Below are 23,148 nucleotides of genomic sequence, written 5' to 3'. Positions count from 1 at the left end.
GCCAAATGCTTTTAAAATTAGCCTATAAAACAGGAGAGATTTCAAATGGAAAAACAAACTATTCAGCCGTTCTTAACGGTCGCAAACTATCACTTACTGGAACAGCAATTAAGTAAAATTTTACATGCCCTTACCACAACGCAGGACAAAAGTGTCATTCTTGCAGTACGTGGGCTTGTCGAAACGGAAATTACTACCAAATTAGAGTTATCCACTGAGGAAACACAGCTTGTTGAACAGCTATTCACCGTCACAGACCGTGCGCAGGGCGATGCCTTGTTAGAGCAGTTAAAGCCTTATGTCATACCGTTTAAGCCAGTAACAGCTAGCACCCTCAAATCATTGTTTAAAAAGGAGAAAAAGCTGAAGCTACCTAATTTAGATGAACTTGATTTTCAACAAATTTGTTACCTAGCATGGGATGATGTTGGGACACATCGAAAATACGTTGTCCTCGAACAAGACGACAAACTCCAGGGGATTAAAGGGGTATTTTCCAACAATACTGTTCGCGGTATTTGCGCCATCTGCAATCGTCATTCAGATGTTGGCTTATTTACGACTTCCATTAAAGGGCAAGTCGTTGGTACATTTACTAACCATAGTAATTATATTTGTGCAGATAGCCAAACATGTAATGAGCATGTATCAGATATGAATAGAACGCGCGACTTTTTCCAACGAATAACCCAAAAATAAATGAAATAAGGGCAGAAATGTTGTGTAGGCAACATTTCTGCCTTTTTAATGGCTAGCGCAATTTGACTTTTGTAGTGGCATAGCTTGAGTGAAAAATGACACTATCCCCTTCTCTCCATCCCAGATGTTCAACACCCAAAACAGATAAATGGTATTGCTGAAGATTTCTTTCATGAGTAATAATCGTTACTGTATATTTGATTACCTTTTTGATGACACTATTCCCCTCCCACTGTTTGGAAAAACTTCAGAAATAATTTCAGACACAAAAAATCACCTCCTCTATAAAGGAACTATAGGAGGAAGGTGATTTCAAATCAAACTCATATAAAATTATTAATACTTTAGGTCACATAAAGCTTTATGAAATATCGACACTACGTTTAACGTGACTCTTTTGGTGGCTGGCATACATCACATTTTCGTTGATGTTTATTTTTAAATTTAGTAAATGTTTTTTCAAAGTTACTACCACATGCACATTTAAATAGTAACTTTTGAGAAAACCCGTGATATTCCGTTGATAGCAACTTACTTTCCGAATTGTTCTCAACAAATTCTTTAATTTTACCAATCGTCCAACGTTTATTCATTTTCTTACACCTCCATACTTTCTCGTTCTGCGGAGGCTTTTCTTGGCATCCGTTCAAGGTCTTAATTAACTTAAGCTCCTCATTATAACATGAGCTAGCATACAAAAAAATAGATGGAAGCTATCTTATTCAATGTTCGTATTCGTCAATGTGTTCTTTTTTGGACTAGCTAAAATGATTTAAGTTAGATGGAGTGATGGAAGATACTAAAAGAATTAACGGATTCGAGCCTTACGGAATCCATCAAATATATTGATGGCTACAGATAAAATAAATATGATGATTCCCCCGCTAACTACCCATATTTCAAATTGCTTCGTTGTTGTGGTAAATAATTTACTCATGTGAGTTATAAATTCTTGGTTCATTACATTCGGATTACTTATTATCACAATAAAGACAATCGTTGATAAGAGCTCAAGAATAGCATGAAAGATGGCTATTTTTTTGTCCATTGTCTTTTGAATAATTTGTAATCCGATTGCTGAGGGTTAAAAGCATGAAAGCTGCATGATAATCTCTCAGGTAACCCTTTTAAAATTTTAACATAAATATCCAATTTATTCTGATGTTATTCTATTAAATGGACCTATTCATGAAGAAAGACGCTCGTCATTAAAGAAAAGCGCCCGATTGTTGAAGATCGTTATTGAACTAAAGCCCCCGTTAGTTCAATAAGAAAAAAATATCTATAATTATTAAAGTGGCCCACCTTCAAAACCAATAGGCCATCCATCCTCTTTAAATTTTACTTTATACTGAAACTCAAAGTGACCATCAAAAATAAAAGCTAAACTAAACCCTGAAAATATATAATCGTCAAAATTAACCATCTTTCCAAAATATATTGTGGATAGATAGTAGTTCTTCATTTCTTGATTAGGGAAGAATTTCTGTAAATATTTTAATGCTCGGCTTATATGTAGATGGAGTTCATCGAATATTTTTTCTGCCATTTCGATAATTTCCACATCGGGATTTTCATTATTCCCTTGAATAAAAATCTCCACATCTTCCCATTCTCCGATATTAATACTATAAAACCACCGTTCTTGAATGAGATACTTCTCATTTTGGTATACAGTGGGATTAACTAGGTTTATTTTTTTTACCTCATCTTTAGTTAACGGTTTATCAAGTATAAGCTTTTTATGCAAAATGTTTTTGATATTAGAGACAATATATTTAGATTTGTTTAATTCTAAAGAGTCCATTTTCCACCTCATAAATTATAAAATAAAGTAAATTCCCCCTTAATTATATCATCATCCTTATTCAACTATCCTGCCCCGTTAGCTTAAGTACACTGTTTCACAAACTCAAATCAAGATTAACATAAAATCGTATTTTTAATTTAGAAGCGTTATTCAATTAAGTGGCCCATTTGTTGAACAAAAAAATCCTGCATATCAACACAGGATGTTTAATCATACTTTATTGTAAATGATCAATTTTTGTTTTAAATGAACAAACATTTTTATAAAACTACAATACTATATTATCCGTTACATAAATCCTTATTGTCTGAAAGAAAGATACTTTTGCACAAAAAAGAGGATAGTTAAGGCGAATTTCTTCATGCTCTTCTATCCTTTTTCTTTGTATAAATAAAACGTGGTATATTATAACATCTAACGGTTCTGGTCTTTGTTATTCTGATCATGGTAACGTTTTAGCATGGTCGCCATTTGCTCACGCGTTAAGGTGCCTTTAGGATTCAGGTTTTTGCCATCTCCTTTAATAATCCCCTCTTCAATGACCCATGCCCAATCTTCCTTATGGATTGTGGCTACAGCCATAGTTGAAATCAATTCTGCTTTTCCAGCTAATAATCTTTTGATGTCGGCCAGTTCCTGTTTTAATTGATTATTTTCATTTTTTAATTCTTCATATTGTGTAAATTTTAGTTCCTTTTTATGGTCATTAGCAGCAGTAAACCATGATAATGGTTTATGACCATTTAGGAAATTGAGATCCACACTCCCTTTAATGCCTTGTACTACCCCTTTATCCGTGTATTGCCATACATCACATGCAAAATTGGGCTTTTTCCCTGGACCACTTGCGCCACTGTATCGTGGTATCCATAGAAAATCATAATTTTTAATCGTATCCATCCGATAAGGCTTGTAAAAATGGTGTCCCGTATATAATCCAACTTTTACACCCTTATTTTTTATATAATCAATAAACGCCTGTGTACCTTGCACAATGTTTTCAATACTAGCGCATAAGCTTCTGCTGCATTTTTATAGGTTACATATATATAAACGCCAAAGGGTATTTTGTACTTGGTACTACCTTCAATATTTAGAAGGTATTTTCGATCAATCGTGCTAGTCCCATATTGAATGCGAATGATAGCCAAATCAACATCATTACACGCTTGAGACCAGTCAATATCACCTTGATGGTGCGAGATATCTATTATTTTGCTCATATCAAATCTCCTAACCTTTTTTATTGCCTAAAGGACGTCCTTGAATATATCTCAAAAATCATTCTTAACACTTATTACTACTGTCTCATCGTAATTTTGAAACTACAATTTATCAAGAACATTTGATCAAGGTAAAGAACTTTTAACCATACTGGATATCCTTAGACAATTGCATAAAATTAGCCCTCCACCTTTGATTGTGGAAGACCTTTTTATTTACGATAAAAACGATTAGCTAGTACTATTCACGTGCTTTTCGAACTTTACTTATATGGTCAAAGCATACTCAACTGTTCTAATTCTACAAATATACGATACAGCCTCTTGCCTCTAATTCATCTAACCAGCTCGGGATTTTTAATTCATGATTCCACCTTAAATCTAGTCGATCTAAGCTTTCCATTGCCAATAATGATTCCGGTAATTCCTTTAAATCATTACTTCGTAGATCTAATTCTAGTAGATTTTTCAAATGACCCATCGATGCTGGCAATGTTTTCAATTTATTTTGTCTGAGATTTAACCGCCTTAATTTTATACATGTATGTAATGAATCAGGTACTTCCTGTAATTGATTGTCTTCTAACTCTAAAACCCGTAATAATGCTAGTTCTCCGATTTTTTCAGGCAGACTAGTCATGCTATTTTTTTTCAAATGTAATTCTCTTAAATTCGTTAATCTACACAAACTTTCTGGTAACTCCGTTAATCGATTATTCATTATTCGCAGTTCTACCAGTTTATTTAAATTCCCTATTTCCTCTGGTAGTCCACTCAACAAATTATCACTTAAGTTTAAATATCTTACTTTTGTAAGCTGGCCGATTTCGGGAGGAATCGATTGCAATTGATTATGATGAAAATACAAATAGTCCTCCATATTCACTAAATGACCAATTTCAGGAGGAATGAGGTCAATATGATTATGCCCTGCATCTAACATTCTCAGATTCTTTAAGTTCGTGATTTCTGCTGGCAAATTGTTAATTTTATTGACTGAAATATTCAGTATTTCTATACTCGTCATTTGAAAGATTTCTGTAGGTATTTCCCTCAAATCGTTATCAAATAGATTCAAATCCTTTATTCCCTTTATTTGGGATACATTAAAATCAGGTAAAGTTTTTAAATTCATCTGTGCTAAGTTAATTTTCATGTTCATCTTCTCCATAATTTAATTTTGAAGCTAATGTAAAGAGAGTTTTGGACGATAATAGGATATGTATGGTAAAAACTAAAAAAATTAGGAAGGTGGAAACTTTTTATGATAACATCGAGAAACTCATCAACTATGCAATATTTAATGACTCGTCGATCTTATAAACAAGGTCTCACACAACAAAAACAAAACAACCAAAACAGTAACGACATTAACCGTACTTCTAAAGAGAAACAACAGAGAATCGATAATGTGAATAAAATTATTGAAAGCAGCAAAACCTCTAAACTCACAACTAAACAAATTGACACACTTAAAAATGCGGCTAAGGATGGTTTGTTGGGCTCTAATAGTAATAAATTAGGACCATTAGCGCAACATAATCTCCAAAATATTTTATCAAAATCTAAGTACTTCACCACACAAAAAGCTTATCGAAATTCCATCTAATCGCATAACCATACAAATACCCACCCTCTAAATCTTTTAGAGGGTGTTTTTACATTGGGAAATACTTATATAAAGTGTTGCACAATAGTCCCTTTACTGTTATATGATTCTAATTCTGCATATGCTCCGTTTATAAAAGTGATTTGTGGTGGCACATGCCCACAATCAATGTCATAGATAATAGGAATTTGTAGCTCCTCAGAAAGTTCTTGATATACATCTTCAATTGTATAGTTTCCAACGGATGTATTCGCAGCACTTCTACCAAATAGAATACCTGAACAATTATTAAACCATCCAGCTAATTTCATTTGTACAAGGGATCTGCGTAGATCAGTCGTGGATAATTCGCAGTTTTCCAAGTACCATATAATAGATTCTCCTTGAATATGCGTTTCTTGAAAGCTTTGAACATCACCGAATTTCGTTCCAATCAAATGTCTGATAGTATCTATACATCCACCAAGTAAACGCCCTTGAATTTTCACCCTCTCCACTGATGTAGATTGCCATTTCGTTTTTTCCGTAAAATTAAAAACATAAGGCGAGGGGCTATCGAACTGCCATTCTTTTTGATAGTGGTCTGACGAATGCTGTACGATGGACTCGCCCTTTTTTAAGGATAAAACTGATTGCCACATGGCGGTTGTATCATCAAAATACTCTCCTCTTAAATCTACTAAGTTCGTTCCATGTGCAGTAGCGATACCCGTTGTTAATGTAATTGCCAACAATAATAGACTAACATCTGAGTACCCTAATACCCATTTTGGCTGAATATTGGAGAAATCAATATATTCAAGTATTTCAATAAGGAGCTCTCCACCCCATGGAGGAATAATAATATCGATATCATCATTAGCCATCATGTGATGAAATTCTTCGGCACGCTTAATAGCAGAGGCAGATTTTGCCTTATCCTGAGTCCAAGCAGTTTCTCCACAAATGACTCTAAACCCCTTATTTTCCATACGAATACATGCTGTTTTCAATAAATCATGAAGTTCAACGGGTACACCAGAGGAAGGTGCTGTAACTCCAATGGTCATGTCATCTTTTAAAAATGGATAGTTGATCAAATGAATCACCCCTTAATTTTTTATCATTTTAACACAAATTGTATCCTGTTTTTAAAACATAATTCATATCTTTAGAGCCGTGAGCTGACCTTTTACCGTATAATTACATGTCCACCTACTACCACTCTTGGATTATGTTTATTTATTAAGCCGACTGGCCTCCATCAAACTTCGCATTTGTAAAAGCAGCCATTATATAATAGATCACGTTTATTTCCGCTTTTTTAAATGTTCTCTATATGCTAGCAATCATTTCACTACCAAATGACGCTCCCTGTACAGCCTTATTTCCTCGGTAATCCGTTCATCCGCTGTTATTTCATATGCTGCCATGATTTATATTTCCCTAATCAATTGGGTTACTCGCCTAGGAAATAAGAAAAAAATTTCCCGGGTAAGCGCAGGAACTGACATTATCGATTCATATTACAGCACTAAGCGACTGATTTCAGCAATCTTCTATTTGCATGAAATAAATAGGACCTTTCTTTTGAAAAATTCATATTAAATTTTTCAAAAGAAAGGTTTGATTAGATGAATAGCATCTCTCCTATCTATAACTTTACATATTCTAGATGATAGAAAGGAGGGATTTATAATGGGTACAAACTATGACAAACACGATAATTTATCATTCGCACTAATCGTTGTCCTATTCATACTTTTAATTATTGTCGGCACTAGGCGCTAGCTTTGTTCAACATAAATGTCGGGCAATAATTAATAGTCTCCAAATAGCCTTCCTTCTTCGAGGTAAAATAATCATAACAGCCTTTTTTATGTTTACCATAAAAGGGTCGCCCCGAAAATTGACCCTTTTTTTAATTTTCATTTCTCTTTTTCCTCAGTCCAACAACAATAGGATTTCATACTTCACGCTAGGTTTATGGAAATGAAGTACGGCAAAATTAGAGAATAAAAAAAGACCAGGACTCTAAAAACGAGCCCTGATCCTGTTGCCACTAAGTTCTCAAGTTTATTGTATGATGGTTGGTAGTATGAATAGTAATAGAGAGCAAGCCATTAATACAAGAGTTACTTTTTTGGGTAATGTTTTTTGATTGGGGCCTTCATAAAAGCCTGAGAATTGTAACTTATTACGATACAGAATGAATAAAATTATGTATATTGCTATCCCTGGGAACCAGCCAATATCATGATCCATATTTGTTTGTAAAGTGGAATAAATGAGTTGTACCGCTCCCCACATAAGACATCCAAAAACTATAAAAATAACAATGATTCTTATTAATTCTAAGAATACGCTTCTTGTATACGACCTTTTCCGACTAACATTAATCTCCCTCTATATGCCTTTTCGAATAGTCGAACAAAATGCCGTTGTAGGAATGCAAATTTTAGCCCATTTGTATATACAACGCCCACTACACCAGAATCTTTCATTTCATAAAGAGCTAGTTATATACTAATCAAACTTTATCTACGATCAAATACAAGATTAGCAGCAAGACATGTCAAAACACTTGCCATGAACCATCGTTGAACTTTTAACCATGTAGGACGTGTGCCCAATAATTTAGCAACTCTACTAGCTACCAAAACAATAATGAGATTGACTATAAAACTCACGGTGATTTGTGTTAGGCCCAATATTCCTCCCTGAATCAGTAAAGAACCCTTTGCTGGATCTTCAAATTGAGGTAATAGTGATACATACAAAATGGCAATCTTGGGATTTAGCAAATTCGTCATAAGTCCCATTAAAAATAGTTTCCTTGATGGTTCTATAGAAACTGTCCGAGGTTCAAGTATAGATGTTGCGCCAGGTTTTATCGAATTCCAAGCGAGCCATAATAAATACACGGCTCCTGACCATTTCACCAATTCATATAAAAATGGAACCGTAATGAACAGCACTGTAAGTCCAAACATTGTGGCAATAATGTAAATGATGAAACCTAGCATTATACCTAATAATGATATGAATCCTGCCATCCGTCCTTGTGTAATAGAACGAGAAATGAGATACATCATATTCGGTCCTGGCGAGCAAACCATCCCAAGTGAAACAAGTGCAAAAGCTATCAAAGTACCAAAAGTTACTATACCTATTTTTCTACCTCTCTGATCTAGAAAAAACTTACTGAATGAATTAATTTTAATAACCCAATTTCTTTATCCATAAAATTATTGCCTAAAAGAACTAATGGTATTGTAACTTTTAAATCTACGAAATGAATAAGGAGAAATATCATGGACCGCTAAATTCTTTTCTCGATTGAAATAAGTTAACAAATTATTTTTGCTTTTCCTAAAAGGTACAGATTACTTTTCATTAATCTCTTTTCGCCATATACTTAAATCACTAAAAGGAGGTTAGAAAATGAATCATCGTCCTTTACACCAATGGCAAAAAGAACATCATCATCGAGTAAAAGATTTCCATAAAAATCACGCGTTAGCTTTAGAAAATGGCGAGAATGGAAATGGGCTGTTAGCTAAGTGGGAAAGATTTGTATACAAAAAAGGAAAGCACTTTTTAAATCTGCTAAATAATTTTACTAGTTACTAGCTGTTCTATTATAGGACAACTCATTTTTCATTTTTAATCTTCTCTTTCTTCAATTTCATCAAAAGGCAGAAACGTTCCTAACACCTCGTTTCTGCCTTTTGTTTTAGTCATTTCTGTTTTTCTTCATTGCCTCAGCTACTGCAGAAGCATATGGATCGTCTTCTTGATAAAGCTCTTTAATAATATTGGCGTAATCCGTACTATTCCGATTTTGACTTAATTTATAGGCAGCCTGAACCTCTTCTACTTTTATTTTAAATCCTTTTATTCCTTTTATTTCTTTTTGTAACATTTCAGGAGATAGCTTTTCCCACAGGACAGGGTTTTCTCGGAATTTCTCATATTTTTCTAGTAATTTTGATAAATCCTGTTCTAATTCCGTACCTTCCATAATACTTGCTTTCCCATAAATATGAACGGCTTGATAATTCCAAGTGGGTACATTTTCTTGTTCATACCAAGACGAAGAAATATAAGCATGTGGACCATTAAATATAGTTAATAGTTGATCCGTCTCCTCAAAAGTTTTCCATAACGGATTGCCGTAAGCTAAGTGACCTGTTAGGTAATAGTCATCCTGATCTTGATTAAGCAGTAATGGAATATGGGACGCTATGGGCCTCCCCTTACTTATCGCCACAATTGTCGCAAATGAATTCATTTTAATAAATTCTTGTATTTCTTTCATATCTGTTATTTTATAATACTTTGGAATAAACATATAAACCCCTCCTCTTTACAATCATTGTGAAATAAAAAATAACGATCGTCTTAATTTGTTTACAGTTTCCCTTTCACCATGTAATTTGATTATAAAAGGTTGATTGCACCTATTAAAAGAGCCAAATATGTAATTTTGGAAGGAGCCAGTGAAACGTATGATTGAAATTACCCCCCTATTAAACAATGAAGCGTGTCTAACTTTTAGGGGTCACTTCAAGGATGTTAATTATTCGTATTGCGTTTGAGTTGGTTTTCAATACCAGCTCGATCAATTTGTATCCAGTATTCTACTATTTTTTCATTTTCTATTCTATAAATCGCGCTAGCTATTTCAATAACCGGAAGATTAGTTGGCTGATATCCATCAACCTCTCCAACATGTGTACCAGCTTGTTTCCAACGTACATATACTTTCTGATCTTGTATTATGAATTCTTGTATTTCTAATGAAAAATCGCCATATGCGTCTATCATTTCTTTTACATGTTCAGCATAATCCTTTGGCGTTCTTACAACCGTTATTTCTTCTTCTGAAATAACTTGGTGTGCCAATACTTGGTCTGCCATTAATTCAGTTGCATAATCTGGATTTTTTCCTGAACGTACTTCTTCAAAAAATTTCTTAACAATATGCTCTGGTGTCATTTAAACCCTCCATTGTTATCCATGATGGCGAGGAAACCTACAGCCCCCATACATTATCATAATGCAAGAATTACCGAATTGGAATATTATTCTACCAAGCCCACTCATAACCACACCAAACTCTCCACTCTCAATCTGTTGCATGTTGGCTGTTTGATGTCGTTATCAAAGCAAAAGAAAATGCCTCCACCCAAAGGTGAAAGCTTAAAAAATGGAGGTAACTTTATACCTCCTGTTTATTAAAAGATACTAGTAATGGACACAAATACTAAAAATAAAAATACCCCAATATAGAGCCAGCCATTAATTTTTCTCTCTTTTTGAAATTCTTTCAATCCTAAAATTAAAAGCAAAACACCTAAGAACAATATCATTAAGAACTTTAACCGATAATCACCTGTGATAATTCCGTAAGTTGAAAATGAGACTACTAGGATTGAAAAAACAATTTGTAAGATTGTTAGCAAAATGACCATCACCTTTTAAATAGTGTACTTTTATTATACAATACAAAAGATGATATGGATATAATTACCACTTATAAACCCTTTAATATTAATTAAGACCTTTACCTCTTTGCAAGCTTCATTGAAAGCTTAAACTATCTCAAGTTTCAAGGTATTTCGATCGACTATGATATATTCACCTGTTGTTTTGTTCATCACTTGAGAGACTTCCTTGGTATGCGATATCTCTAACCAATCATTTTGTATATCCACCAATATTTTTATTTCCACATCACTTTTTCCATATTTCAAACCACTATAGGAAATTTTCGTCATCATACTCACCCCATTTCTTTGGAGAAAAACTTAATATTAGTAGACATTCTATCTCCAAATGGGAACGTGGAGAAAGTTATCCTAGTATTGAATTGTTAATTAAGTTAAGTGACATTTTTGATATTACGCTTGATGAATTAGTAAAGGAGGATCATTCTTAGAAAGAGAAACTCATCAAAGATAGCCAAAAATTAGTCTATCCAAGATGGAAGTTATTTTTTGATATTCTTTTAATCATTGGATTCTTATTCATACTAGCTAAGATATTCATTGTCATAGGAAATAAGTTATTTGATTTAAATATTGTGTTCCTAAAGGATTCTCTATTCTTTCAAATTGCACCATTTTTTATGACGATCATTGGAGCAATTGTTAGCGAATCTCTAGCTAAAAAATACAAATAACTATTTTAGTACTATCGTCATACACAAATCGTATAGGAGAGTCCCTTCAAACTATCTGAAGGGGCTTTATCCAGTATATATCCTCTTCAAATTTGCTCCAGTAGTTTCTGAAATGCTTTAACTATTATCATGATTAGTTATCACATTTATTAATAGTAAGGTAAAGCTAACCTGATCACACATACCCTAATTAAATCTAATGATCGCTCCTATTCCAAATGGCTTTTTTTATTGTCTCGTCTAACAAAAATATACTTTATGTAGCCCTATAATTGATAGGTTAACACCCCAATCCTTGTCTACCGCTAACATACTATGTATTGTAGAAAGGAGGGATATATTATGGGATACTGTGGAAATGTAGGCGGCATAGAAAATGGTGGCTATTATGGCGGCGGATCTAATAATGGCTCAACATTTGCCCTAATTGTTGTTCTATTTATTCTTTTGATCATTGTCGGCGCAACTTTCTTAAAAAGAGAAAAAGACTGTTAATACAACCAACGAGCTGTAGCGTGTGTACCGCTACAGCTCTTATTTCTAGAACGTCTATCTGAGTTGAACGCTTCTATCACAAAACTTTTGATACATAAATAACACTTAGAACATCCTATTCCCAGATACTAGGCTCTCCTAATTTTTTCTTTCATCTTGACCACTTCCTAAATTAGAAGGTGGTCCTGTAAATTTACAATACAATGGAGACCATATAATTTTTATTTAAAGACAATTAACTAAAAAACACAGAAAAAAAATCATATAAATAATAGTGTTAAGCCATATGGTTTAGCTTCGCGTATCCCATTTTGTACCCTTATTCTAATTGCCCATTATGCCATTTCCTATTATGGAAATGGCTCAATTTTTTAATTTACTTCCCTCCCAAAATCAATTGACCATATCTTGCAATGTGTAGGATGCTTCTATGGAATATTAGAAAATGAAGTTCAGTAGTTGTATCTTTTCACTATTAATATAAGAATAAAATGAAAATCACTCATTATTTTTCAAATGAGTGATTTTGTGTGTATTAATTCTTATCTTCTATCTATTTCATGGCATAAAATAAGAATGTTATCATGTGGGCAGTGGTTTACATGTATATTCAGAATACCCATCAGATTGTATTAGAACTAGTTCAACGTGATTGTAAACTCCGAGTTCGGTGCACCCGCAAATACAACCGTTCCGTTCTTCGGCAGCTTTACTTTGTTATTGCCGCTCACAACAGTAAAATTGACGTATAGTCCTTCCTCATCATACACTGCGAACGAACTTTTTGCTGGTAATGACACTGTCATCGTTTTCCCTGCTGCCGCTTGCGGGATCGTAAACCATTTTGCATGCCCACTTGCTTGTAACTTCACTTTGGATGTTTGATCTGCATCAAGTGATTTTACGTTGGACCCACTTACGTATAACAATCCGCCCATCTCCATATATTCATTACCACCTTCTGTATAGAAACGAGCTTCCGACGTATCACGACCTGCCGATACAGGGATCTGAAGCTGATGCGCAGCCGTGTTTGGACCTGTAATTTTTCTGCCATTCCAATAGCCATCTAGATCTTCATTACGATTAATTTGTGTTGTCAGCATCATTGGTAAGAGATATAGCGCAGAACTATATTTTTCGTTTACGAGATAATACTTAACCCCTTCCCTTTGTGCCCATGCGACAGTCGTTTCCTTCGATAGCATATTGTCTTCTAGTTTCTCGGCTAAATATTGAGTAACCGCTACTTGCCCTAAACCCGGTAACGAAATAAATGAGCTCTCCACTAAATATGTTCGGTCATTCTTTTCTTTAATGAAGTAGAGCTTGGAAGTGCCTGTCTCATGAATGAAGCTTCCATCTGCAGTATAGACATATTTTTCTTCTGAATTACCGGGTAAGAGTAGTTCTCCATTCTTCGTAATTTCTATGTTGAAATGACTGAAACTATTGCCGTAAAAACCCGCTTTCTTTGCTATATCTTCAGGCATCTTGGCCTTGACCGGCTTGCCAAAGGATTTGTTCGGCTTGATATCCTTTATTACGCCTTTTTCTTTAAGCGCAGCGAGCAGTATTTCTGTCGCCATCAGTTGATTTGTAGAGCTACTACCGCCAGATGACAACACAGCCACTGCCATCTTCTGCTCAGGAAGTACGACCAATGAAGCATGTTGTAGTCCTGTATCTCCACCTTTAGCCAAGCCCTTTATCCCGTATTCACTGAATGGATATAGTTTCACACTATCCCAGCCAAGACCATAGTTGATAATATTATCTCCATCTCCTGGCCACATTCCTTTTTTATATTCCTCTTGCTCCATTGCCTTGACTGCCTTATCAGAGAGAATTCCTTTTTCATGTCCCATAAATATTTGTGAAAAACGCACCATATCTTCTGCTGTGGATGAGATTCCTCCCGTTCCAATCACATTCACCGATTCAGCAGGAAGCTGCCCTTCGTATGTTGGAAAATAAAGTCCAGCAAACTTGTCATTTTTCCCTGTGTTCTGCGGTGTTTTCGTATGATTGAGCTTTAAGGGTTCCGTAAACTGCTGATGTATAAATTCGGTAAAGCTCATTCCACTTACTTTTTCCACCATAATCTCAGCCAACGTAAAGCCGTCGTTGCAGTATACCGAGAATGCACCAGGGTCCGCTTTTAAGCTCTGGTTGGACAATTGTCGCAACAAATTATCATGGGCATACGTATCATTATCATCAAATAAAAAGCTATTACCGTACCCAGTACCTTGCAAGCCGGAGGAGTGGTTCAGCAGCATACGTGGCGTAATGCGTTTGTAACGCTCGTCTTTCATCTGAAAATCAGGAACATAATGAACGACTGGAACATCTAAATCAACTTTTCCTTCGTCGACCAATTTCATCACAGCCGCCGTTGTATAGATTTTACTAACTGAACCAATCCCGTAAAGGGTATTTTTAGTCAGCGGCTGTTTTCCTTCCATATCGTTCTTGCCTGCTTGACCCGACAAAATAACTTTACCATTATCAATTAGCGCATACTGCACACTAGTCGTCTCATAGGACTGCGTGAGTAGATTTGCCTTCTCTGCTGCAATTTTTTTCAGTTTATGGTTAGCAACTTCTTGGCTCACTACAACCGTAGTCTGATTGTCAGAAACTGCCATAGCCCCTGTTGGTAGGCTTATCGTTAACGCTAAAGTAGCAGCTAACACCCCGGATAATTTATTTTTCATGAAAAAAATTTCCTCCTTAGTGAAGTAATAGATTTTAAGAAAATATTTCTTAGAAAAAAGAAATATTTTCTATAAATAGAATATCGTAGTATACTATGTTCGTAAATACAATGATAGACTTATCCCCTTTCAGGCTTAAGACCTATAATTAACGACGTAACTTAAAATGACCAGCATGACTAAATTGGCTTTGCTGGTCATTTCTATTAGGCTAGCTACAATATTTGTTACTGCTGCTATTTAAATTATTAATTTGTTTCTGCCTCTTCAAGCCAAGCTGCTGATTAAGTCGAAACCTTTAAACGTATAAGCTTTAGAAAAAAACGGATATAAATACACCTTCTGTACACACTAATTACAGGAGGTGATTTATAATGGCGAACAACAATCAAAACTTTAACTCAAAAACTCCAAATGCCATGAGCCAGGAATTTGGAAATGAAACTGATGTAAATCAAATTAAACAACAAATCCAACAAGCTGAAGCTAAGAAAATGCAAGCTTCTGGTTCAACGAATTCGATGAGCCAAGAATTCGGAAATGAGACGGATGTTAATGAAATCAGACAGCAAATTCAACAAGCTGAAACTAACAAAAAATTTGCGTCAGGTCGATTTTCAAACGAAAACAATACAAAGTAAATTTACTCATCATCCACAACCGGCAGCCTTTGCCGGTTGTATTTATATTCTTTTTTATAAAGTTCTCCCTCAAAGTTATTGTTCAGTAAGCTTTTTGAAGTATAAAATGAACTCCATATTGTTTTTCTCTACTAAAGAAGCTGAAGAGATTTAAAGTGGCTTTTGTTTTTTATTATGACAAGTTCATTTCTTCTTAATTCCTTTCTTTTAAAACATCTCATCCTAGCTAAAATGATTAAAAGTAATAAGTAACATTCCATTGCATACATTGATATTGGTGCCTCGCACGCACTTTTTATTAGCTGTGGCGTTTATTAAAAGCCGCAGCTTTTTTATCTTTGTAAGACGAAGAACTAGCTAATCCAAATATGCGAAGCAACAAGCAAAACCCGTTAATGGTACGTATTAGTAATTATTTTTTATAGAATAAAAATAGGCAAATGTCCCAAGTTAAAGGGTGATCTTGCTCTGTTTGAAACGCTTGTTTTGGATTTACCAGATAAACGGAATTAACTTTTTTGTTTTCAATTTATATACTGTAAATTGTTCTCCATACTTGCTCTGTAAATAATCGTCGGATTTAGGAATATATCCAAATACAAATACTAAAATTAGACCAAGTGGTATAAGTAAACTATAAATATTGTTAGAGATGAGCGCTAAACCTAATACCCAGAGGCAATCCCCTAGATAATTAATATGAATTGCATATTTAAATAATCCTCCAGTATATAGCATTCCTTGATTATCAGGATTGTCTTTAAAAGGCTTTCTTAACAACTCTGAAACGGTGTTTAGCATACTTCCTCCTACAAATAATACCCAACCTAAAATAAGGACAACTACATTTGGATCTTGATTACTAGTAATCATTAAGATTGGGAAGCCTAAATAATAGATCCCAAAAGCCATACTGTTCATAATAGCTTCTTGCCATGCTATGCCTCTAGTCAACCAAATAAACATCATAGCCGTTAATCGTAAAGCTGTAATAATCAAAGCAATAAAAAGCCCTAGTGCAATGCCTGATTTGTCATAAGTAATGAAAAGTAAATAATATGCAATGACCAGATAGATTATTTCAGCAACTACAATCAAGATTTTTTCTTTTATCGTTGGCTGGTTAATGCCATACATTGTATTACACTCCTTCAACTTCTTATTGGATAGGAAAATATACTTCTACAATATTATTTTCCTCCGATGTACTATATGGATTCGTTTGATAAACTTCAAACGGCGCACCATTCAGATTATAGTGATTATCTTTAATCCACATATGTAGCTTTGTATGAATAGACGGTAATTCATCATAAGAGCCAGTAAGCGTTGCCATTGCGCAAAGACCGGGGTTAAACACTTTTGTTTCATGTGTGGCCTCTGCCAAGGGAATTGCTATTTCTACATCATATTTTTCTGGTACATATTCTGCGCTATGAAAAATGGCAAGTGGTTTCGCAATAGGTGCTAAATTTGCAAACAAAGCTCTACTCAATAATTCATTAAAGTGTAATAGAAAATCAGCGGTATTCATTTGTTTTCGTTGAGATAATATATGAAAGGTCAAGTGATTCATAAGTTTAATCTCTATTTTATCTAAGTAACCCATGATATGTTCCGCTTTATTTAAGCGTTGAATATCAAGCTCTAATTTCTTTAATAGCGAACAATAATCAGTTATATGTTTTGTTAATTTTTCTTGCTTGGTTTGCATTTTAGCGTTTAAAAAGTCCGTATCTTCCAAATTTGCTAAAATATCTTTGATTTCTTCAAGCGAAAATAAATAGTTTTTTAATCGCGTAATCAATAGAGCCGTTTTTAATTGGGAAAGATGATAGTAGCGATAGTTATTTTGACTGTCTATGGAAGCAGGCTTTAAAAGCTCAATTTCATCATAGTATCGAAGTGTCTTCAACGTAAGATGTGATATTTTCGAGAACTCACCAATTGAAAGCATAATCATCACCTCCTTTAATCAATTACTTTAAATATAATGTTTCCTGTAAGGGGAAGGTCAATAAAAATAGCTATATTTTATTACTTTCGTAGCTAGCCTTCGATTGTTTTTTTACTGGCTGCTGCGTGAGCTTCAAAAAAATAACCAGGTACTCCATTGAGTGACTGGTTACTTTTGTTTAGAATTTTTGTATAAATAAGCTTCCATCAGATTGAATCTCAGCATAAAATACTTCTTCTATCTCTTTTATATGGGCCCTGCTTAATTCATTTTTTAACCAATCTCTACTTTTACCAACTTCTAATAAATTTTTAGGTAATAATTTTCCATCCGTAATTATTTCAATCGGTAAATAAGTGGGTGGCGAAGGATATATGTTTAAGTCACTTTTTTGTGTCCCTTGATATTCAGGCTTTTTGAGAATACTAAGTCTACCATCGGGTTCTAGTATGGCGAAATCAATTTCTGTTATTGAAAAGATTTGATTTTGCCTAATCAGCATCGTTAGGTCATCGATATTCACACCTGTTCTTTTTAATGCTTTTCTGTCTATCTTTCCATGTTTTATAATAATTGTAGGTTGACCATCAAGGATTACTCTAATTTTCCCTGACTTAAGACTTATATAACTAATAATTATAGTAAGTAAACACCAAATTACTAGGCTAAGTAAATCCTTTGTGTAATCTTTTGTACTAAGAATAACCATATTTGCAGCCATGGACCCTATTGTTATTCCTGTTACATAATTAAAAAAAGTTAAATGACTTAATTGTTTTTTTCCTAAAAGACGTGTAAGAGCCAGAAGGACAAAAAAAGTTATAATTGTTTCAATAGCTATTTGTAAGTAGCCTATATCGTTCATTGTTTCACTCCTATCCATAATAGAATGGTCAACTTTTTAAGAAAATACACAAATAGCCCAGGCTCAAAATTAATGCAGTGCCTGGGCTTTAATAATTTTCTACTTGTGCTTGAAGAGCAATATTAACATAGCGTAGTACCACGTCATTTTCTGCTGTAGATAAAAATCTTGATACGCCTTTGTAACACTGCGTCGTCATTAGCCATGTCCATCCTTTTTAGATAGGTGAATTGTTTTATAATGGAACTTATACTCATTGTAAGCGTATTTAAGTAAATAGATGTAAAATGGAAAATCCTGCTTCCGAAGTTAAAAGAAGGCTTATCTTTCAACCATCGGTGCAGAATAGTTCAACAATCGTATTAATGGTGTGTTTGTTTATGAAGGAGGGCGTCATATGGATAGGTTTTTCATAATACTTATGGTCTTGTTTATCATTATTGCGAATATGATTGCGTTTATAGCGTACAGAAAAAAGAATAATCTTTATGTTTCCGCGTTCATACTATTACTACTAGCAGTCTTCTTTGGTGCAATTGGTGGGACTTTAGCGATAATGGTTATTCGCGATCCTTTTGCGTTGTTTTATGGCATGCAAATAGGGTACTTTTTATTGATCAATAGTGTCATCGTTTTGATGCTCGCCATTTTAGCAACTGTCATTAAAAAATTTAATAGCAATAAAATGTGATTTTACGCTTATTGGACTGTACATTTAAAAAGCCCATTACCAATTAATAACAGGCTTTAGCATCTTTATCGCCATTAGAAACACTCGTGGATGATATCATAACTTCGAATTCAAAGATTGATGTTTATTAAGAATTTAATTAGAGAGTTTGGTTCATTTTCTATCAATGTTGTTCAACAACCTCGCCCGTTTGTTGAAGACTGGGAAGGAGGATTCTTCTGTCGGAAAATGATAAACACAAGTAGCCTCGAATACTTTAAAAGCATTCGAGACTTTAGACTTTACTTTAATTTGATATTTTAAAGGGCAGTAGTAAATCTTCATCTGTATAAGTAGTGAGGTATTCCCCTCCCATGTGCATCTTCGAACAAGTAGCATCCTCACATGTAAAAATAAATGTTTTTTTAGTGGTTTTAACCTCAATCTCCATATTGAATGGAAAATGTCCACCTGTACTTTTGTTTATATAAGGTGCAAGGGCAATGACGTTCGAATATTTCGCTATATGTTGGTAATCCTCGCTCTCAACTGTTAACTGAGCCATTTGATTTAAAAAAATTTGTTCTTCCTCAGTTGGCTCGTACCATAGATCCAAAAAAAGCCATTTCCCGAACATATAAAAATTTACCGATAAACTAACAACAAATATACCTAAAACAATCGTCTTCTTCATCATCCCACTCCATTTATCTTATGTTTTATTGTAAATATACATAAGTTGTATTAAGTGTAATTTTACACTTTTAATATACTTTGTAAAGTGAGTTTTTAAAAAAGCTCGTTCTTATAGGTAATAGAAGTAATCTATACGAATAGTTTAATGCTGCATTTAATGACTTTAGACTGCGTTCCTCCACAATTTGGCACTAAAAAAACGCGTTCCTAAATAAACGCACCCGATTGTTGAATAAGCTATATATGAACTCGAAATGTATAGTAAATATTTGAATGACACAGTTAAAGATATCTAATTTTAGAAGGAGTATAATTTTAATAGCTCATGGTTTGGAAAACTAGTACTAGCGTCTATTTTAACAAAATATGGTGATTGCCATTTTTTAGTTGCTATTGCTTGTTTGCTAGTAGGAGTATCCCAACTAGGATAAACTCTAATAGCCATTTTTCCCTTTGAATTAACGTTTTTAAGGATCTTTTGTTTTAAAAGAACTTCTTTTGGAAAAACAAATTGGCCAAAATCACCACTATTATTAAAAGTGTTTATTACTAGTAAATCAGTGGCATTATCATATGAGAATGCTTGGTTTTTATTAGCTTCATCCTTTTCCCAAAAGGAAACAAATTGGCCTACCTTGGTAGGTGTTATTTTTGCGACTCTAAATCTAACAGATTTAGAATTCAACTGAAATATCCCAGCCCCGTACTCAGAATTTTGAGTTTCCTCTCGGATGTTTTTTATAATTAATTGATTAGGTTCATAAAGTAATTCATTTACATATGTTAATATTTCATTAAATTCATTCATAGTTTTACTCCTTATCTAATACTACGAATACCAATTTATCACCTGCCTACTTGTTACCGCTATTGCAAAGCTTTATATTAGTCTCTTCATTTTGATTCACTGCACAATTAGTTTCAAGTAAGTAAACCATATCACTACTTATATCTTTCTCTACATTACCAACGCATAAGAGTTATGTCTATTTCTATCAAGATAACGGCTGAGGAAGTCATACTTAAATCCGTTAAAGGAACTGCAGAGATTTCACTTGCTGTGACTTTTTTGATAAAGTAACCGCCTATCATAGTCAGCTTTGGATACATAATATAAATCTAGGTATTGTTGCTCCTAACATTTACTTAATTACTTGATCACTTTCTGTATAGAAGTTGGTCCTTTTTAGTTCATTTTATTACCTCAAACCCTTAAATATTTTATTAAAAATTGAATGGTAATTATTATTTCATCCATACTAACCTTGCTTTTAATGGCGAAAAACAAGAAAAGGAAGTGTTATTATGGGTATTCTTGGTGGAAATCCAAAAGATGAACCATTGCATTATGGTGAAGTATTTAGTGTCTGGTTAAGTTTAATTGCAGACTATGGTATGATTTCGGGCTATCAAACGTTTTATAATCACGCTGGGGATGAAGATCTTAAAAAAATTATTGAAGATATCATCGAAACATGTAGGAATGAAGTAAAACAATTAGAAAAAATTCTAAAAACGAATGGTGTTGCTTTACCACCTGCTTCACCTGAACGACCTGTAGCAAGAATGGAAGATATCCCTCCTGGTGCTAAATTTAATGATCCAGAAATTAGTGCTGCACTGTCAGTAGACCTAGCTGCTGGATTAGTTGCATGTAGTCAGGCAATGGGCACTTCCACTCGAGAGGATATTGCTTTAATGTATGGCCAATTCCATACTGCAAAAGCTCTTATCGGTGCTAAACTACTGCGTCTCAACAAAAATAAAGGTTGGCTTGTACCACCACCATTGCATGTAGATTACCCTGAAAAATAAAGCCAATTTCCCCGAATCGAGGAATTAAAATGTATGATTACAAAGAAGAATTAATTAACATTATTAAACCTGACATACCAGATCCACAAGCAGCACGTGTCATGCAAGAAATACTAGGTGGTCATTATGGGGAAATGAGAACCATGATGCAATACTTTTTCCAAAGCTCTAATTTTAGAGGCAAAGAAACGCATTAGATCCAACTCGTATCGGTGAAATATTCCAAGGACAAACTCCAAGTAGAAATGGTGGAGATCTAAATGTGACTCCTCCACCTGAAGGATTCCCAGTACCAGTTATGCCAGAGATGCCAAATGAACACAGCATAGGCCTTAAAGATATGAATAATTAACATCTATATCTAAGCTGTAACGTGCGAGGACGTTGCAGCTTTTTCTCATCTCCGAACATTACTTTGAATCAAAGGCATGTTTTAGATTCCAAACATGAACATTATCTAATGTTTAAAATGCGAAAAATCTTAGCCCTTTTATAAATTAATTTTAACCTTGCAACCAATCCTTTTAAATAAAACATCAATAATGACGATCAAATTTAGTCGATTGTTAGCCTACTCTGCCCTTCACTCTATTTATCACACGAATAAAATACTGCCAATGGAGGTGAAAAACAAAGGCAGTCACAATGTCTTATTTAAAACCCTCAAGCACAATTTTCCCAATAGTTTTTCCATTCTCAAGAATAGCGTGAGCTTTTCTTAAATTATCTGCATTAATTGGATATAGAATTTCAGATATTGTGGTTTTTAAAATATTACTATCAACTAAAATAGCTATTCTATTTAATAATTTATGTTGTTCATTCATATCTTCAGTCTGATACATAGATCGTGTAAACATAAACTCCCACACAAATGTTACGCTTTTATTTTTAAGTAATGTCAAATTAATTGGCTCATCTGTTTCTACAATAGAACAAATTGTTCCTTGTGGAGCGATAGCCTCGGCCATATTGGCCCAATATTCTTGTGTCGAATTCAAACATAGAATATAATCAACTGCTTCAAAACCTATTATTTTAAGCTGCGGAATAAATTCCTCATAGTGATTTATGATATAGTCTGCACCTAGGTCAGTAGCCCAAACACGTGACTCTTGTCTAGAAGCTGTACCTATAACCGTTAGCCCAGCCCATTTAGCTAGTTGGATTGCAATAGAACCTACCCCACCAGCTGCACCAATAATTAAAATTGTTTTATTTTTATTTTCATTTGATAAACTACTAACTTTCATTCTATCAAATATGGCCTCATACGCAGTAATTGAAGTCAATGGTAATGCGGCAGATTCTGCAAAATTTAATGACTTTGGCTTATGACCTACAATCCTCTCATCGACAAGATGAAATTCACTATTACAACCTTGACGTGTTATATCGCCTGCATAATATACCTCATCACCTGGTTTAAACAATGTACATAATGGACCAGACTCTACAACAATGCCTGCCACATCCCACCCTAAAATTTTAGGAGTGTCCTCAAACTTTTCTTTCGGAGTTCTTACTTTATAATCTACTGGATTCACTGAAACTGCCTTTACTTTAATTAATAAATCTCTATCTTTAACACTTGGCTTTGCAATTTGTAAATCTAATAAACTCTCTGGTTGATCAACAGGTAAGTATTGATGTAAACCTACAGCTTTCATTTTTTCCATAATTAAAATTGCTCCTTTTTCCTTCATTTTTTATTTCCTTATGTCAGCTATAATAATACGATGATATATTTAATGTAAGTACGCACATTTTTGTTGTATAGTA

At 34.1% G+C, this 23,148-nt stretch carries 28 protein-coding genes and 1 pseudogene; 10 read left to right on the top strand and 19 right to left on the bottom strand.

The genetic code is table 11. The annotated features are described in order from the left end of the window. Positions 1–45 precede the first annotated feature (45 nt). Complete coding sequence (locus AC1Q6O_RS08955) at positions 46–699, top strand: FusB/FusC family EF-G-binding protein (protein WP_089984587.1); 654 nt, start codon at positions 46–48, stop codon at positions 697–699. 383 nt (positions 700–1,082) lie between these two features. Here the strand turns inward: AC1Q6O_RS08955 and AC1Q6O_RS08950 are convergent, their stop codons facing one another. The 6 genes from AC1Q6O_RS08950 to AC1Q6O_RS08925 all read right to left on the bottom strand — a co-directional run bounded on the left by AC1Q6O_RS08950 (position 1,083) and on the right by AC1Q6O_RS08925 (position 4,888). Then, complete coding sequence (locus AC1Q6O_RS08950) at positions 1,083–1,292, bottom strand: hypothetical protein (protein ID WP_025117169.1); 210 nt, start codon at positions 1,290–1,292, stop codon at positions 1,083–1,085. 215 nt (positions 1,293–1,507) lie between these two features. Continuing rightward, complete coding sequence (locus AC1Q6O_RS08945; protein ID WP_342532843.1) at positions 1,508–1,747, bottom strand: hypothetical protein; 240 nt, start codon at positions 1,745–1,747, stop codon at positions 1,508–1,510. A gap of 243 nt (positions 1,748–1,990) precedes the next feature. Beyond that, positions 1,991–2,506: a hypothetical protein gene (locus tag AC1Q6O_RS08940; protein ID WP_342532842.1), complete on the bottom strand. Its 516-nt coding sequence runs from the start codon at positions 2,504–2,506 to the stop codon at positions 1,991–1,993. Between the two features lie 417 nt (positions 2,507–2,923). Next, a complete protein-coding gene (locus AC1Q6O_RS08935) occupies positions 2,924–3,502 on the bottom strand; it encodes a GH25 family lysozyme (protein ID WP_342532841.1) in 579 nt (192 codons plus the stop codon). Then, entirely contained in the window at positions 3,469–3,732 is a 264-nt protein-coding gene (locus AC1Q6O_RS08930; RefSeq protein ID WP_342532839.1) for a GH25 family lysozyme, read from the bottom strand. The genes AC1Q6O_RS08935 and AC1Q6O_RS08930 overlap by 34 nt, the downstream gene beginning before the upstream one ends. Before the next feature lie 301 nt (positions 3,733–4,033). Next, positions 4,034–4,888: a leucine-rich repeat domain-containing protein gene (locus AC1Q6O_RS08925; protein ID WP_237068817.1), complete on the bottom strand. Its 855-nt coding sequence runs from the start codon at positions 4,886–4,888 to the stop codon at positions 4,034–4,036. A 108-nt stretch (positions 4,889–4,996) separates the two neighbouring features. Between AC1Q6O_RS08925 and AC1Q6O_RS08920 the strand changes: the two genes are divergently transcribed. Further along, positions 4,997–5,341, top strand: coding sequence for a hypothetical protein (locus AC1Q6O_RS08920; RefSeq protein WP_089984596.1), 345 nt, complete (start codon positions 4,997–4,999; stop codon positions 5,339–5,341). A 65-nt stretch (positions 5,342–5,406) separates the two neighbouring features. On the opposite strand, the gene AC1Q6O_RS08915 is transcribed toward AC1Q6O_RS08920, so the two are convergent. Continuing rightward, entirely contained in the window at positions 5,407–6,420 is a 1,014-nt protein-coding gene (locus AC1Q6O_RS08915; RefSeq protein WP_089984599.1) for a S66 family peptidase, read from the bottom strand. A gap of 598 nt (positions 6,421–7,018) precedes the next feature. Between AC1Q6O_RS08915 and AC1Q6O_RS08910 the strand changes: the two genes are divergently transcribed. Beyond that, entirely contained in the window at positions 7,019–7,111 is a 93-nt protein-coding gene (locus AC1Q6O_RS08910; RefSeq protein ID WP_080709335.1) for a YjcZ family sporulation protein, read from the top strand. A 746-nt stretch (positions 7,112–7,857) separates the two neighbouring features. On the opposite strand, the gene AC1Q6O_RS08905 is transcribed toward AC1Q6O_RS08910, so the two are convergent. Beyond that, positions 7,858–8,487, bottom strand: coding sequence for a LysE family translocator (locus AC1Q6O_RS08905; protein WP_492401099.1), 630 nt, complete (start codon positions 8,485–8,487; stop codon positions 7,858–7,860). A gap of 277 nt (positions 8,488–8,764) precedes the next feature. Here AC1Q6O_RS08905 and AC1Q6O_RS08900 point away from each other — a divergent pair, with 277 nt between their 5' ends. Further along, entirely contained in the window at positions 8,765–8,953 is a 189-nt protein-coding gene (locus AC1Q6O_RS08900; RefSeq protein ID WP_008174930.1) for a hypothetical protein, read from the top strand. Positions 8,954–9,056: 103 nt separating this feature from the next. Here the strand turns inward: AC1Q6O_RS08900 and AC1Q6O_RS08895 are convergent, their stop codons facing one another. The 4 genes from AC1Q6O_RS08895 to AC1Q6O_RS08880 all read right to left on the bottom strand — a co-directional run bounded on the left by AC1Q6O_RS08895 (position 9,057) and on the right by AC1Q6O_RS08880 (position 11,103). Beyond that, the gene (locus tag AC1Q6O_RS08895) at positions 9,057–9,674 is read right to left on the bottom strand and encodes an FMN-binding negative transcriptional regulator (RefSeq protein ID WP_008174932.1); all 618 of its coding nucleotides are present in this window, start codon (positions 9,672–9,674) and stop codon (positions 9,057–9,059) included. Between the two features lie 224 nt (positions 9,675–9,898). Continuing rightward, positions 9,899–10,321 (bottom strand): ester cyclase, encoded by a 423-nt coding sequence (locus AC1Q6O_RS08890; protein ID WP_239355073.1) that lies wholly within the window; start codon positions 10,319–10,321, stop codon positions 9,899–9,901. A 239-nt stretch (positions 10,322–10,560) separates the two neighbouring features. Beyond that, positions 10,561–10,797, bottom strand: coding sequence for a DUF3953 domain-containing protein (locus tag AC1Q6O_RS08885; RefSeq protein ID WP_089984604.1), 237 nt, complete (start codon positions 10,795–10,797; stop codon positions 10,561–10,563). Between the two features lie 120 nt (positions 10,798–10,917). Beyond that, complete coding sequence (locus AC1Q6O_RS08880; RefSeq protein WP_043989849.1) at positions 10,918–11,103, bottom strand: hypothetical protein; 186 nt, start codon at positions 11,101–11,103, stop codon at positions 10,918–10,920. On the opposite strand from AC1Q6O_RS08880, the gene AC1Q6O_RS08875 reads away from it, so the two are divergent. Both AC1Q6O_RS08875 and AC1Q6O_RS08870 read left to right on the top strand, forming a co-directional pair. Further along, complete coding sequence (locus AC1Q6O_RS08875) at positions 11,043–11,264, top strand: helix-turn-helix transcriptional regulator (protein ID WP_492401098.1); 222 nt, start codon at positions 11,043–11,045, stop codon at positions 11,262–11,264. The two genes, AC1Q6O_RS08880 and AC1Q6O_RS08875, sit on opposite strands and share 61 nt — an antisense overlap. A 585-nt stretch (positions 11,265–11,849) precedes the next feature. Beyond that, positions 11,850–12,002, top strand: a complete 153-nt coding sequence (locus tag AC1Q6O_RS08870) for a YjcZ family sporulation protein (protein ID WP_008174939.1) — start codon at positions 11,850–11,852, stop codon at positions 12,000–12,002. Positions 12,003–12,640: 638 nt separating this feature from the next. Here AC1Q6O_RS08870 and AC1Q6O_RS08865 read toward each other — a convergent pair. Continuing rightward, positions 12,641–14,722 (bottom strand): serine hydrolase domain-containing protein, encoded by a 2,082-nt coding sequence (locus AC1Q6O_RS08865; protein ID WP_090001638.1) that lies wholly within the window; start codon positions 14,720–14,722, stop codon positions 12,641–12,643. A gap of 374 nt (positions 14,723–15,096) precedes the next feature. Between AC1Q6O_RS08865 and AC1Q6O_RS08860 the strand changes: the two genes are divergently transcribed. Next, positions 15,097–15,363 carry a gamma-type small acid-soluble spore protein gene (locus AC1Q6O_RS08860; protein WP_008174944.1) on the top strand — a complete coding sequence of 89 codons (267 nt, stop codon included), beginning with the start codon at positions 15,097–15,099 and terminating at the stop codon, positions 15,361–15,363. Positions 15,364–15,855: 492 nt separating this feature from the next. Here the strand turns inward: AC1Q6O_RS08860 and AC1Q6O_RS08855 are convergent, their stop codons facing one another. The 3 genes from AC1Q6O_RS08855 to AC1Q6O_RS08845 all read right to left on the bottom strand — a co-directional run bounded on the left by AC1Q6O_RS08855 (position 15,856) and on the right by AC1Q6O_RS08845 (position 18,185). Continuing rightward, positions 15,856–16,500, bottom strand: coding sequence for a DUF1295 domain-containing protein (locus AC1Q6O_RS08855; RefSeq protein ID WP_171364792.1), 645 nt, complete (start codon positions 16,498–16,500; stop codon positions 15,856–15,858). 22 nt (positions 16,501–16,522) lie between these two features. Next, complete coding sequence (locus AC1Q6O_RS08850; protein WP_342551010.1) at positions 16,523–17,320, bottom strand: MerR family transcriptional regulator; 798 nt, start codon at positions 17,318–17,320, stop codon at positions 16,523–16,525. Positions 17,321–17,498: 178 nt separating this feature from the next. Then, on the bottom strand, positions 17,499–18,185 hold the full coding sequence (locus AC1Q6O_RS08845) for a DUF421 domain-containing protein (protein WP_089984616.1): 687 nt from the start codon (positions 18,183–18,185) through the stop codon (positions 17,499–17,501). A 397-nt stretch (positions 18,186–18,582) separates the two neighbouring features. Between AC1Q6O_RS08845 and AC1Q6O_RS08840 the strand changes: the two genes are divergently transcribed. After that, a complete protein-coding gene (locus AC1Q6O_RS08840; RefSeq protein ID WP_043989851.1) occupies positions 18,583–18,876 on the top strand; it encodes a hypothetical protein in 294 nt (97 codons plus the stop codon). A gap of 286 nt (positions 18,877–19,162) precedes the next feature. Here the strand turns inward: AC1Q6O_RS08840 and AC1Q6O_RS08835 are convergent, their stop codons facing one another. Together AC1Q6O_RS08835 and AC1Q6O_RS08830 are read right to left on the bottom strand one after the other, a co-directional pair. Then, entirely contained in the window at positions 19,163–19,552 is a 390-nt protein-coding gene (locus AC1Q6O_RS08835; protein ID WP_008174955.1) for a hypothetical protein, read from the bottom strand. 297 nt (positions 19,553–19,849) lie between these two features. Beyond that, positions 19,850–20,359, bottom strand: coding sequence for a MepB family protein (locus AC1Q6O_RS08830; protein ID WP_008174957.1), 510 nt, complete (start codon positions 20,357–20,359; stop codon positions 19,850–19,852). Positions 20,360–20,856: 497 nt separating this feature from the next. Here AC1Q6O_RS08830 and AC1Q6O_RS08825 point away from each other — a divergent pair, with 497 nt between their 5' ends. Continuing rightward, positions 20,857–21,366 (top strand): DUF3231 family protein, encoded by a 510-nt coding sequence (locus tag AC1Q6O_RS08825; RefSeq protein WP_492401056.1) that lies wholly within the window; start codon positions 20,857–20,859, stop codon positions 21,364–21,366. A 29-nt stretch (positions 21,367–21,395) separates the two neighbouring features. Next, a pseudogene (locus AC1Q6O_RS08820) lies at positions 21,396–21,718 on the top strand (manganese catalase family protein). Between the two features lie 298 nt (positions 21,719–22,016). Here the strand turns inward: AC1Q6O_RS08820 and AC1Q6O_RS08815 are convergent. Beyond that, positions 22,017–23,072 (bottom strand): zinc-binding alcohol dehydrogenase family protein, encoded by a 1,056-nt coding sequence (locus tag AC1Q6O_RS08815; RefSeq protein ID WP_089984621.1) that lies wholly within the window; start codon positions 23,070–23,072, stop codon positions 22,017–22,019. Between the last annotated feature and the right edge of the window lie 76 nt (positions 23,073–23,148).

The organism is Lysinibacillus sp. GW823-FHT06C08, assembly GCF_058795135.1.
This window is presented reverse-complemented; position numbering and strand designations above follow the sequence as displayed.

Coding starts and splice junctions, on each gene's coding strand:
- AC1Q6O_RS08835 (WP_008174955.1), bottom strand. CDS start 19,552: ATGATGAAGAAGACGATTGTTTTAGGTATATTTGTTGTTAGTTTATCG.
- AC1Q6O_RS08815 (WP_089984621.1), bottom strand. CDS start 23,072: ATGAAGGAAAAAGGAGCAATTTTAATTATGGAAAAAATGAAAGCTGTA.
- AC1Q6O_RS08825 (WP_492401056.1), top strand. CDS start 20,857: ATGGGTATTCTTGGTGGAAATCCAAAAGATGAACCATTGCATTATGGT.
- AC1Q6O_RS08950 (WP_025117169.1), bottom strand. CDS start 1,292: ATGAATAAACGTTGGACGATTGGTAAAATTAAAGAATTTGTTGAGAAC.
- AC1Q6O_RS08925 (WP_237068817.1), bottom strand. CDS start 4,888: ATGAAAATTAACTTAGCACAGATGAATTTAAAAACTTTACCTGATTTT.
- AC1Q6O_RS08880 (WP_043989849.1), bottom strand. CDS start 11,103: ATGACGAAAATTTCCTATAGTGGTTTGAAATATGGAAAAAGTGATGTG.
- AC1Q6O_RS08910 (WP_080709335.1), top strand. CDS start 7,019: ATGGGTACAAACTATGACAAACACGATAATTTATCATTCGCACTAATC.
- AC1Q6O_RS08895 (WP_008174932.1), bottom strand. CDS start 9,674: ATGTTTATTCCAAAGTATTATAAAATAACAGATATGAAAGAAATACAA.
- AC1Q6O_RS08920 (WP_089984596.1), top strand. CDS start 4,997: ATGATAACATCGAGAAACTCATCAACTATGCAATATTTAATGACTCGT.
- AC1Q6O_RS08845 (WP_089984616.1), bottom strand. CDS start 18,185: ATGAACGATATAGGCTACTTACAAATAGCTATTGAAACAATTATAACT.
- AC1Q6O_RS08885 (WP_089984604.1), bottom strand. CDS start 10,797: ATGGTCATTTTGCTAACAATCTTACAAATTGTTTTTTCAATCCTAGTA.
- AC1Q6O_RS08865 (WP_090001638.1), bottom strand. CDS start 14,722: ATGAAAAATAAATTATCCGGGGTGTTAGCTGCTACTTTAGCGTTAACG.
- AC1Q6O_RS08945 (WP_342532843.1), bottom strand. CDS start 1,747: ATGGACAAAAAAATAGCCATCTTTCATGCTATTCTTGAGCTCTTATCA.
- AC1Q6O_RS08860 (WP_008174944.1), top strand. CDS start 15,097: ATGGCGAACAACAATCAAAACTTTAACTCAAAAACTCCAAATGCCATG.
- AC1Q6O_RS08930 (WP_342532839.1), bottom strand. CDS start 3,732: ATGAGCAAAATAATAGATATCTCGCACCATCAAGGTGATATTGACTGG.
- AC1Q6O_RS08870 (WP_008174939.1), top strand. CDS start 11,850: ATGGGATACTGTGGAAATGTAGGCGGCATAGAAAATGGTGGCTATTAT.
- AC1Q6O_RS08900 (WP_008174930.1), top strand. CDS start 8,765: ATGAATCATCGTCCTTTACACCAATGGCAAAAAGAACATCATCATCGA.
- AC1Q6O_RS08830 (WP_008174957.1), bottom strand. CDS start 20,359: ATGAATGAATTTAATGAAATATTAACATATGTAAATGAATTACTTTAT.
- AC1Q6O_RS08890 (WP_239355073.1), bottom strand. CDS start 10,321: ATGACACCAGAGCATATTGTTAAGAAATTTTTTGAAGAAGTACGTTCA.
- AC1Q6O_RS08850 (WP_342551010.1), bottom strand. CDS start 17,320: ATGCTTTCAATTGGTGAGTTCTCGAAAATATCACATCTTACGTTGAAG.
- AC1Q6O_RS08955 (WP_089984587.1), top strand. CDS start 46: ATGGAAAAACAAACTATTCAGCCGTTCTTAACGGTCGCAAACTATCAC.
- AC1Q6O_RS08940 (WP_342532842.1), bottom strand. CDS start 2,506: ATGGACTCTTTAGAATTAAACAAATCTAAATATATTGTCTCTAATATC.
- AC1Q6O_RS08840 (WP_043989851.1), top strand. CDS start 18,583: ATGGATAGGTTTTTCATAATACTTATGGTCTTGTTTATCATTATTGCG.
- AC1Q6O_RS08855 (WP_171364792.1), bottom strand. CDS start 16,500: ATGTATGGCATTAACCAGCCAACGATAAAAGAAAAAATCTTGATTGTA.